The organism is Chryseobacterium sp. ON_d1, from assembly GCF_006829085.1.
Taxonomy (GTDB): Bacteria; Bacteroidota; Bacteroidia; order Flavobacteriales; family Weeksellaceae; genus Chryseobacterium.
Genome location: NZ_BJTC01000022.1, coordinates 45,253 through 57,058, shown reverse-complemented (window position 1 = coordinate 57,058; position 11,806 = coordinate 45,253). Strand labels below are relative to the sequence as shown.

Genomic DNA, 11,806 nt, shown 5'->3' with positions numbered 1-11,806 from the left:
CCTGAGCCAGGATCAAACTCTCCATTGTATGTTTGTCTGACTCACTCAAAGTTTTTAACGCTTTAGTTTTTCCTTACTTGGTTGTTATATTGTATGTCAATGATCTTTATATCTTTCGCTTTTAACGAAGCAATCTCTCTGTCAGTGTCGCTCCGTATTTGCGAGTGCAAAAGTAAAACTTTATTTCTTAATGACCAAATGTTTTAAAGAAAATTTTAAAGTTTTTTTAAGTAACTTTAATTCCTTTACCAAACCTCAATCATCCTACTCCTGCGCTCCCTTAATTGGGACTGCAAAGATACAAACTCTTTTTTATCCCGCAACTCTTTTTAAAAAAAAGTTTAAAGTTTTTTCCGCCTGTTTCTTTTTTGAAGTAATAATGTTTTTGCCCATCTAAAGGCTCTCCTGCGCTACTGATCTACTCACGTTTTCAGTGGGGCAAAGATAGAAACTTCACATACACTACGCAAGTTTATTTAACATAAATTTCATATTGAAACAATATTTTGCCCTAATCAGCTGGAACGCAGGGTGAAAAATTTTAAACATTTGTTTGGAGGATCGGGTGAGAGCGTTCGAGGGTTGGAGAGTTGGAGCGGTGGAGAGGATGAGAAGCGTGATTCGGGGTACGGGATGCGGGGTTTTGGGGTGTGAAAGGATCAAAATGAGGTATATAGAATTATATAGAATGGCTTTTTTAAATTAATAACCTATATATAAGTTTTGGCTAAAGCCGAGTTAAGGGGTTCTTTTTTGCTAAACGGGCGTACTTCGACGAAGCTCTGGATTTTAGCCCGTTCCTATTGATGGAAGATCATATATATTATATAATGAAGGGAGATTGTTGATTTTCATGTATGGGGATGATGATTGCCCACAGATCTCACAGATTTACACAGAGAAGGAGTTCCTATTTTATTATATACATTTATATTATATATAGGATGGAAAGGATTGGAAATGCTAAAGAGTATATTTATATTATGTATAGAAGAGTAATAGAATTTACCTCGTATACCGTAATTAATTAAAATGCTTCGACTCGGCTCAGCATGACACTGCTAATACTAACTGTTAAAAAAAATCTTAGATATTATTCTGTCAACTTACAGCCTTTAAGGGTATTGGGATTCCTCTATAGAAACCAGCAATATGAAAATTCAACACCAATGTTCCTTTTATACCTGGAAACCCGCAACCCGCAACTCAATAATCCTAACCTCATCATTCATCATTCATCATTCATCATTCATAATTCATAATTCATAATTCATAATTCCCCCCTAGCCCTGATAGAAATGGATACCCCGCAGCAAAAGTTTGAAAGTGGTGGGCTTGAGCACCGGAGAGCACAGGCGCGAGGAGTAGGAATGAATAGCAGGAGAAAGCTCCTGAAAATGTTGGAGAGTCTGAGAGTATGAGGGCTTGAGAGTTGGATGGATGAAATTGTAGTGATGCCATATATAAATGTAGTATAGATATATGAGTGTATGCAGGATTGGAAAACCGTTTCTGTAGAATGATTCACCTTTTCAACTATAACAATAGATGTAATAATGATAAAAAGCAGCTGACATTTTTTTTGATTCCTTACATTTGTAGTGCATTCCGGTTGCTAAGGAATGAAATGAGTTTTATATATGACAGACAGAAAATATAAGGAAACGGTTCACACAGATAAAAACCATTACGAATATATTACAGTAACAAACGACGAAAATAACGTCAGAATCTATACTTTGAAGAATGGATTAAAGGTTTTTCTTGCTCAGAATTTTGATGCTCCGAGAATACAAACCTTTATTCCGGTAAGAACAGGAAGTAATAATGATCCGGCTGATAACACAGGCCTGGCTCATTATCTTGAGCATATGATGTTTAAAGGGACTTCCAAAATCGGAACCCAGAACTGGGAAAAGGAAAAAGAACTTCTTGATCAGATCTCAGCACTGTATGAAGACCACAAGGCAGAACAGGATCCTGAAAAGAAAAAGGAAATCTATAAAAAGATTGATGAAATTTCTCAGGAAGCCAGTCAGTATGCCATTGCCAATGAGTATGACAAGGCAATTTCTTCTCTGGGAGCAAGCGGAACAAATGCTCACACCTGGTTTGATGAAACGGTTTATAAAAACAATATTCCGAACAACGAGCTTGAGAAATGGCTGAAAATAGAAAAGGAAAGGTTCTCTGAAATTGTACTCCGCCTTTTCCATACCGAATTGGAATCTGTATATGAGGAGTTCAACAGAGCACAGGATAATGATACCAGACTCGTGAATTATGAATTGATGGATGCTCTTTTCCCTACCCACCCTAATGGACAGCAGACAACGCTGGGAAGGCCTGAACATTTAAAAAACCCTTCTATGAAGGCTATTCACAAGTATTTTGATGAATATTATGTTCCTAATAATTATGCAATGGTATTGGTTGGAGATCTTGATTTTGAAAAGACGATTCAACTGATCGACCAATATTTTGGGGCCCTGCCTTATAAAGAACTCCCTAAAAAGACCCCTGTCATTGAAAGTCCTATTACAGAAGTGGTAACCAGAACGGTAAAAAGCCCCACTACTCCACGCACTCAGCTGGCATGGAGAACGGACAGCTATGGAACGAGAGAGGCTATGCTGGCTGATGTAGTCGCCAATATTCTTAGCAACAGAGGGGAGGCAGGACTATTGGATCTACATATTAATCAGACTCAGAAAATGCTTTGGGCACAAGCCTTTTCAGTAGGCTTAAGGCAGTATGGATATTTTTCTATCGTTGCAGTTCCTAAGGAAACACAAACGCTGGAGGAAGCAAAGAATATGGTACTGGATGAAATTGAACTGATCAAGAAAGGAGACTTTCCCGATTGGATACTGCCGTCTATCATCAATGATTTCAAACTTCAGAGAATGAAAGGACTTGAAACGGCTGAAGGACTGGCCACCAATCTCTATGATACTTACATAAAGGGCAGAACATGGGAAGAAGAACTGAATGAAATGGATGAATATGCAGCATTTACCAAAGAAGATGTGGTGAATTTTGCTAACGATTTTTTCCGGGAAAACTATGTTGTGATCAATAAAGAAAAAGGAGTCAACGACAAATTGGTCAGGGTTGAAAATCCAGGAATCACCCCTGTTAAAATTAACCGTGATATTCAGTCTGAATTTTTAAGAGAGATTCTAGCTGATAAAACGGAGGATATCAAACCTGAATTTATTGATTATCAAAAAGAAATTCTCACAGATCAGCTTGACGGAAAAAAACTGAGTTTTGTAAAGAACAAATACAACGATATTGCTCAGCTGCATTTTATTTTTCCTTTGGGAAGTGATCATGACAGAGATCTGGGAATTTCTACCCAGCTTCTTCAATATCTGGGAACGGATACACTTTCGCCTGAAGATTTAAAAAAGGAATTTTTCAAAATAGGAATCAGTAATGATTTTAAAACAACCAATGACCAACTGACCATCTCTTTAAGCGGGCTGGAGGAGAATATAGAAAAAGGAATTGCTCTTCTGCAGCACTGGATGTATCATGTAAAACCTGATCAGGAAATCTACAGGCAGTTTGTTGGAACAGTACTGGAAAACCGCCAGGCAGTAAAGAAGGATAAAAACCGTATTATAACGGCTTTAAATAATTATACCAAACTGGGAAGCCATTCCCGTTTTACAGACGTTATCTCCAAAGAAGAACTTGAAAACAGTTCAGCGGAAATATTTACCAACAGAATGAAAAAGCTTTTCAAATATCCTTACCAGGTATTTTTCTATGGTAAAGACTTTGAAAATTTCAAGAAATATATCGGAAGGTATGTAGAACCTGAAAGTCTTCAGATCCCTGATGCCAAGGAATATCCTGAACCTGCAACAGGAGGAAACGTCAATTTCATCAATTATGATATGGTTCAGATGGAAATGAGTAAGATCGGGAAAGGAAATGAGGTGAATCCTAATCATTTTGGAAAGATCAATGTATTTAATGAATATTTCGGAAGAGGATTGTCTTCGATTGTGTTCCAGGAGATCCGTGAAAGTAAAAGTCTCGCCTATTCAGCATATGTTTCCTATGCAGCAAATTCTGAGCTTAACCATCCTGACTACGTTACTACTTATATCGGAACCCAACCGGACAAACTGATGATTGCGGTGGATACCCTGAATGAACTGATGACAGAACTTCCTGAAGTACCTATTCAGTTTGAAAATGCAAAGAATGCAGCCCTGAAACAGATTGCTTCAACAAGAGTTACCCGAAACAATATATTTTTCAACACTTTAAGATTGAGAAAGCTTAATATTTATCATGATTTCAGAAAGGATATTTATGAGCAGATCCAAAGCCTGAAATTTGAAGATATCAAACATTTCTATCACACAGAAATCAAACCGGTGCAGTTTAATACAGCCATTATCGGAAAAAAAGAAAATCTGGATATGGAAGCCGTCAACAAAATGGGAACATTCAAAGAAGTAAGTCTGAAAGATATTTTCGGACATTAAAAAAACATACGCCTGGTAGTATTATCAGGCGTTTGTTTTTTTATAAATGATGATCGATAATTGATATGTGATAATTCCTTATTCTACTTACGTCATCATACAATCTCCGTCGCCATCCTGATAGTTTGGGTTAAAATTATCGTGTAATAGTGCCAAAAGGTTCTTATGGAAAAGATATTCTCTTCTGAAATCACGCTCGTAGATATGGGAAAATACTTTTGAGTTTTGTATCGCTTTGTTTAATCCGGTTTGATAAGAGGTGAAGCCTTTCACTTTATGGGTAATGATGAAGTAATTTAAAAAACGGACAACCTCATCTGAATTACTATCCGTAAAAAGATAAGGTATTTTAAGATAGTCATCACGGAGCTGCAACAGAAAACAAGATGTAAGTTTATTGGTTTGATCAAAGATTTTAATCCAGAAGTATTTAAATGTCCCGGCAAAACTCGAAAAAAAGTATTGGTCATCTTTTTTGCCCTCCAGCACCCAGGGATTGTCTATAAAGATGTTAATCTCATCTGCATTACGCTTGTTAGGAAATCCATTAATGAAAACAGCACTTTCCTGATCGATTCTATCAAGCATTTCATATTTGAAATCCGGTTTCTGTGTGGAAAGATTTTTTATTGAGATCAGTCCATTGGTTGCAACATCCAGAATTTTTAAAAGTGGCTTCAGAGATTGCGTTCCCGGTTTTTTTTCGGGAATCATTTTAGCAGCATCTGTTCTGAAATAATAACGCTTTCCTTCTTTAGGAAAGACATACTCAAATACTCCCATAATATTGTAAAGTGCTTCTGCTTCTTTGGTAAATTCTGTAATGGCGATTTTCCCATCGTACTCTTCAAAAGCTTTTTTCAACAGAGCTTTCGCAGGTCTTTTTTTTCTGTATTCCGGATCCGCATATAATGTACTGAGCCAGACATAGCGGATTTCTTGTCCATCAATATTAAAATTATCCGGAAAACATCCGACATAACCAATCAGTTTTTCTTCATAAAGAGCCAGAATAAGAAGCGTATCTTCATCAGATGCTTTGGGATTCCGGATATGAGACAGCGCCCGATGCTTTGTGACAGGAAGAAAATCATATTGCTGATAAGTTCCGGAGGATATAAAATCTTCCAGTTCTTTTCTGTTATATGTTTTCAGCACTATCATTTTCTCACAATCGTATTTTTATTCATCCATTTTTTCAGTCTGAAATAAGCAATTTCTTTTCTCAATATCTGCGCTCCACTCTCTCCCATTTCCATTGGGATTCTTTGAAAGTTTTTCTTCACACTGTCAAGCTTTATACCAGCACATCCGAAGCTGCAGTAGATTTCTTCATTTTTATAAAGTTCATCAAAAAAATCTTTTCCTACTTCAAAATCAGTGAACGGAAATGCAAAACTTTCGTATAAGAAACTATTTTCTTTTAAATAGGCAAAAGTTTTATCCGTTGTTTCCATTTGTTCTTTTAAAGATAAATCTCCGTATTTTGGGTGATCCCAACTATGCGATGAGATTCCGAAACCTTTACTTGTAAGTTGTTTTAGTTCTTCGGTACTCAAATAAGGTTTATATTCTCTGGAGTAGGCTTTAAAATCCACTTCAAGTTTGCCTGCAAGCCGGTCCAGGATCTCTTTTTCCTGATAATTGATTGTTAAAATTTTCTTCTGTAAAACGTGTCTGTCTGTATTTTTAAGCGATAAGATAAAATAAACTTCGGGATCTATGGTTTTTATTTTCCCAACAGCATCTGCAAGCAGACTTGCCTTACACCGGAACATCATCTCTTTATTATCAATGAAAGCAGGATTAATAAAATTACAGGCATAAATTCCTTTACGTTCCAAGATGGGAGCGGCTACGTCATAAAACTCTCTGAAACCGTCATCAAAAGTAAGCAAAGCGATCTTTTTAGCAGGTTTAAAATTTCCCGACATACAATCTTTGAACTCCTGCCAGCTTACAAACTGAAAATTCTTTGAAAAATGATCCAGGTCTTCTTCAAACTGTTGGATATTCTTGTAGCGGATCACATGTTTTAAATGAGGAAGCTCTTTATCTGAGACACTGTGATAAAGCGGCAGACAGTAATCCAGCGGAAAAGATTTTCCGATATTCTCAGATTCGAAGGCTGCCATTACATTGATGATCCTGTCTTTCATCTTATTTAAAATAAAAAAGAATCTATTCAAAACTCAATTCAAACAGATTCTTAAAGGTATAACTTTTAAAAATTATTTTATAATTTTCATTTCATCAATAAGCCACTTTGAATCAGCAAACTTGTCAATGATGAAAAGGATATATTTGGTATCTACCATAATGTTTCTGCTGAAACGCGGGTCATAGTTGATATCACTCATGGTTCCTTCCCACTGTCTGTCGAAGTTCAGTCCGACAAGGTTTCCGTTGGCATCAAGAGCCGGGCTTCCTGAGTTTCCTCCTGTGGTATGGTTGGTGGCTGTAAATCCTACAGGGACATCACCGGTTTTATCTTTATAGATTCCGAAATCCTTTTTGTTGTAAAGATCTATAAGTTTATTTGGGACATCAAATTCATAATCTCCAGGAACATATTTTTCCATTACTCCTGCAAGGTGGGTCTGGTATCCGTAAGAAACTGCATCTCTTGGTGTAGATCCTTTTACTTTACCATAGGTTACACGAAGTGTTGAGTTGGCATCCGGGAAGAATTTTCTGTCTTTATCCGTCTGCATCTGCTGAGCCATGAACTTTTTCTGTAAAGCATCTATTTTCGTCTGCATTGAAGTATACTGAGGGTCCGCAGTTTTCATATATGTTTCTTTCATAGAAACGTACAGCTGATAAATAGGATCTTTCTTTAATGTTTTGATCAATTTATCCTGATTAGAAAATGCTTTATCAATATCTGCTGTCAGTGCTGCCCCGTTGACAGCAGTTCTTCCTGTGATAACAGAATTTTTGGACATATCTTCTACGACAGGAATATTGGCATTCTCATCTTTATATTTACTGAATCCTGCTGGTAAAAACTGTGAAGCCGTTTTATTGGCATATAAAGCCAAAAGCTTTGCTGTTACTTTAGCATCAAGCTCTGCACTGTAGTCTTTATAGAAGGAGGTTAATTTTGTTTTTACCTTTGCAAGCTCCTTTTCATCCATTCTGCCTGCTTCTACAGCAGCTACAAAGTCATAATAGTCACCGGCGAGTTTCAACGTCTCTGCATTTTTGATCACTTCTGTATAGTAAGCATTGTTTAATGCATAAGGTGCCTGATCATTGTACAGCTTATTCAACTGGTCCAAAGTATTTTTAATATCGGGATTTTTAGAGACCAAAGAACCCTCATACATTACTTTCTTTTCTACGGCATTGGATTTTTTCAATCCTTCTACCTCGCCAATCCATTTTTTCCAGTAGTTCGCTACCGAAGCATATTTTGAAGCATATTTAATACGTGTTTCATTATCAACACGCATTTTTTCGTCCAATGTTTTTAAGGCAACATCCCGTACAGCAATTTTTGCAGGATCAATTTCTTTCATGATCTTCTCTACTCCAATAGCAGGAAGATATTCTGTCGTTCTTCCCGGGAATCCGAATACAAAAGTAAAATCGTTTTCGTTTTTATCTTTTATAGAAACCGGTAGGTAGTGCTTAGGGACATAAGGAACATTGTCTTTAGAATATTCCGCGGGTCTGTTGTTCTTGTCTGCATAGATTCTGAACATAGAGAAATCTCCGGTATGTCTCGGCCAAACCCAGTTGTCCGTATCACTTCCGAATTTTCCGATACTCTGAGGCGGAGCTCCTACAAGACGGATGTCTTTATAAGTTTCGATCGTGTAAGCATAGTATTTGTTGCCATAATACATAGGTTTTACCATGATCGACTGATAGGATTCAATTTTCTGAGCGTTTTTATATACCTCAATATTGTTGTTGATCTTTTTGGTAAGTTCCGGTTCTGTAAGATTGTCTGTACCTTCCAAAATCTGATCAGTAACTTCTTTTATATCTACAATAAAATCTACTTTTACTCCCGGATTGGGAAGTTCTCCTTCTGTATTTTTTGCCCAGAATCCATTGGAAAGAAGATCATTCTGAACCGTTGAATGTGCCTGAATCTGACCATAACCACAGTGATGGTTGGTTAACAGCAGTCCTTTAGGTGAAATAATTTCTGCAGTACATCCACCATTAAACTGTACTACTGCATCCTTAATGCTTGGTTTCTGAGGGTTGAAAATATCTTTTGCAGAAATCTTCATTCCCAAATCCTTCATTTCCTTTTCATTCAGCTCAGTAGGAATCCACATTCCTCCATATTGTTGTGCAAATGCCATTGCAGCCGGCAAAAGAAATACAGATAAAAGTATCTTTTTTGTCATAATAAAAATTTTGCCCGAATTTACGAAGAAAAATAAGAATAGGCTTTATAAAACAGGTGGAAAAGTTGTTAAGAGTGGCTTTTTGTAAAATCTAAAAAGTAAAATGTATTAATGAAGGGAAAACAGAAAATTCATTTAATGATCTATACAGTAAACCCGAACCGTATATTGACAACTATCAGCCAGCAACATTAAACTTTAAACATTAACCTTCCACCCTCTCTCTGGCTCAGTTTTTGCTTATTGGAAGTAACTTTATTATTAAAAACATACTTAAATTTATTATTATGATGAAAAACAAAATGCTCATGTTGGGATTAGTATCAACTCTGTTTCTTGCTTCATGTTCTAAAAAAGAAACCACTGAGGCCACCACTACTGCAGATTCAGCTACTGCTGTTCAACCAGCAGCGACAGACAGTATCACAAAAGCGACGCCTACGGCGGCAGGAGACACTTCTGAAAATGCACTGGACTGGGCGGGTACCTATGAAGCCACTGTTCCATGTGCTGACTGCCCGGGAATCAAGACTTCTTTGACATTAAACAATGATAAAACATTCAGCATTACGGAAGAATATCTTGACAGAAATTCAAAGAATCAGGATAAAGGATCTTTTGCATGGGATGCAGCAGGAAGCATCATTACTTTAAAAGGAAAATCTGCCAACTACAAATATAAGGTGGGTGAAAATGTTCTGATCCAGCTGGATATGGAAGGAAAAGAAATCGATGGTCCGAACAAGGATCTTTATATATTTAAGAAAAAATAAAAGTAAAGGCTTCGGCCTTTATTTTTTTGACCATAAATTTTTTAAAACTGATAGGCTGTAATTTTCGGGTCATCCACAAGACGTCTGATCACTTCTTCATGATGGGTGTTTTTACCTGTAAGCCTCCAGATAACAGTAAAACTTTCCTGCGAATACTGCTGCTTGAGCATCAGATAATTTAGATGATGTTCTTTAAAGATATGTTCACAGTATTGGATATCTTCTGAGCTGGTCACCGCAATTCTATATTCCCTTACTTTATTATAATTATCAATAAAATTCTGAAGATAGGTTAGAGCGCTCAGAACGATCAGTACCAACGCAGTTCCGAGCATAGCAATATAGATATATCCGGAACCAACCGCCATTCCTATGGAAGCTGTTGCCCAAATGGTTGTTGCTGTCGTGATTCCTTCAATTTTATTATCTCCTTTAAAAATAACCCCTGCTCCGAGAAACCCGATTCCGGTGATGATATTGGCAGCAAGCCGGTCAGGATTGGCAACTCCGATTTTTATAGAAAGTATAGTAAACAGACAGGCACCAAAACACACCAGGATAAAAGTTCTGAGACCGGCAGACTTATTACGGTATTCACGTTCGGCCCCAATAAACAATCCTAAAATGACAGAAATGAGAATCAGCAGCAATTCATTTTTAACAACGTAATGGTCCTGAAGAAAATCCATTTTTTAAAATTTAAACGTAGAATAAAATTACAACAAAAAATTCACCTGTGAGACGATCATTGGCCGGAAGATTTTATTTGACTGAAAACTTTCGTAATATTACAGCTTAAATGAAAAAGGCAGGTACAGGAGATATGACAACTGTATTTTTCCGACAAAGAAGCTTTCACGATTTGAAAAAGCTGCTGATATAAGTAAACGATCAAAAAGATTAGAATAAAAATAATATTATGGATAAAGAAATTTCACACTTCTGGTTAGGGTATTTCAAGAATGAAGAAGATTTTTACAGTTTTGTAGAAGAAGATGAAAATTATTATATAGAGGAAGAAACTGATGATCAGTATGTTTCCAAGTTTGCAGAGTCACAGAACATCAAATGGTTTGATGATGATTTTATAGAATATGGCTTTGAGGACGAAAGTCTTAGCCTGTATGATAAGTTTGCAGAATATTCTTACGCTGACCAATGGCTTCCGATCCTGGAAAGAAAACTGAATGAATTAAGTCTGGACACCCCTGTAAACGCTATTATTTTCGCCACAAGATTTGTAATTCCCAATCCTGTTTCTGTAGAAAATGATGATTTTTCCCTGCATTATGTTGGCGAAATAGAGTACGATATTTAATATCAGGGATTTTTCCCATTAACAACAAGTGACTTCATTTAGGGATGAAGTCACTTGTTGTTAATAAAAGAATAAAAGCATTTGGGAAAACAAGATTACAAAAGAAATTGATTTTTTAATTTATAGTTACTTTTTATAATTTGGTGTTCTAATTACGGAAAGCCGTAAGTTATTCTTGGTTTTCCAAAATATTTTTGTATATCAAAAATATAATTATGTCAATTAAATGTCCAAAGTGCCAAAAAGACTTAAGTAGTACCGATATCTTTTGTTCACAATGTGGCTATTCTATTAAAAATGAATCCACAAAAAATTCTTCAGAAAAAATTTCTTATAATACACCTCAAAAAAAGGGTAATGGATGTGGTATCGCTTTATTCATATTTATTGCTTTTCTATTTACTATATTTCTGATTAGAACCTGCTCTAAAACAGAAAATACGTCTAGTCTTACAAACGATTCAGTATCTCAATTATCTAAAGAGGATAGCATCAAAAATAAAATACGAATTGACAGTATTGATAAACAACAAAAAATTGAGGAAGAAAAATTCTTAAAAACAAAAGCAGGAAAAATTTATAAAAAGCATCGCGAATGGTCTAAGGAAGATTGCATTAAAATTGCAGAACGCCAAGTTTGGATTGGAATGCATTATGACATGCTTATATATATGAGAGGAAAGCCTAATAATGTAAACACATCAAACTATGGTGATGGTCCACATTATCAAGCATGTTGGCATGATTATGACCCATCTTGTTTTTATTTTGATGAAAGTCAAATTATAACTTCTTATAATTAAAAAGGTGAACTATTTGCTCACCTTTTTAATCTAT

General features: G+C 36.1%; 8 protein-coding genes. 4 read left to right on the top strand and 4 right to left on the bottom strand.

What is annotated here, in order from left to right:
• The first annotated feature begins 1,640 nt into the window (after window positions 1-1,640).
• Window positions 1,641-4,508 carry a pitrilysin family protein gene (locus tag CRS_RS24125; protein ID WP_142726487.1) on the top strand — a complete coding sequence of 956 codons (2,868 nt, stop codon included), beginning with the start codon at window positions 1,641-1,643 and terminating at the stop codon, window positions 4,506-4,508.
• Between the two features lie 87 nt (window positions 4,509-4,595).
• Here CRS_RS24125 and CRS_RS24120 read toward each other — a convergent pair whose 3' ends face one another.
• From CRS_RS24120 to CRS_RS24110, 3 genes are all read right to left on the bottom strand, one after another.
• Window positions 4,596-5,672: a GNAT family N-acetyltransferase gene (locus CRS_RS24120; protein ID WP_142726486.1), complete on the bottom strand. Its 1,077-nt coding sequence runs from the start codon at window positions 5,670-5,672 to the stop codon at window positions 4,596-4,598.
• Complete coding sequence (locus CRS_RS24115) at window positions 5,669-6,667, bottom strand: polysaccharide deacetylase family protein (RefSeq protein WP_142726485.1); 999 nt, start codon at window positions 6,665-6,667, stop codon at window positions 5,669-5,671. The genes CRS_RS24120 and CRS_RS24115 overlap by 4 nt, the downstream gene beginning before the upstream one ends.
• A 72-nt stretch (window positions 6,668-6,739) precedes the next feature.
• A complete protein-coding gene (locus tag CRS_RS24110; protein WP_142726484.1) occupies window positions 6,740-8,878 on the bottom strand; it encodes a S46 family peptidase in 2,139 nt (712 codons plus the stop codon).
• A 287-nt stretch (window positions 8,879-9,165) separates the two neighbouring features.
• On the opposite strand from CRS_RS24110, the gene CRS_RS24105 reads away from it, so the two are divergent.
• Window positions 9,166-9,651, top strand: coding sequence for a copper resistance protein NlpE (locus CRS_RS24105; protein WP_228451344.1), 486 nt, complete (start codon window positions 9,166-9,168; stop codon window positions 9,649-9,651).
• Between the two features lie 41 nt (window positions 9,652-9,692).
• Here the strand turns inward: CRS_RS24105 and CRS_RS24100 are convergent, their stop codons facing one another.
• Entirely contained in the window at window positions 9,693-10,340 is a 648-nt protein-coding gene (locus CRS_RS24100) for an MgtC/SapB family protein (protein ID WP_142726483.1), read from the bottom strand.
• 230 nt (window positions 10,341-10,570) lie between these two features.
• Between CRS_RS24100 and CRS_RS24095 the strand changes: the two genes are divergently transcribed.
• Together CRS_RS24095 and CRS_RS24090 are read left to right on the top strand one after the other, a co-directional pair.
• Complete coding sequence (locus tag CRS_RS24095) at window positions 10,571-10,969, top strand: immunity 22 family protein (protein WP_142726482.1); 399 nt, start codon at window positions 10,571-10,573, stop codon at window positions 10,967-10,969.
• Between the two features lie 215 nt (window positions 10,970-11,184).
• Window positions 11,185-11,772: a zinc ribbon domain-containing protein gene (locus tag CRS_RS24090; RefSeq protein WP_142726481.1), complete on the top strand. Its 588-nt coding sequence runs from the start codon at window positions 11,185-11,187 to the stop codon at window positions 11,770-11,772.
• The last annotated feature ends 34 nt before the right edge of the window (window positions 11,773-11,806 follow it).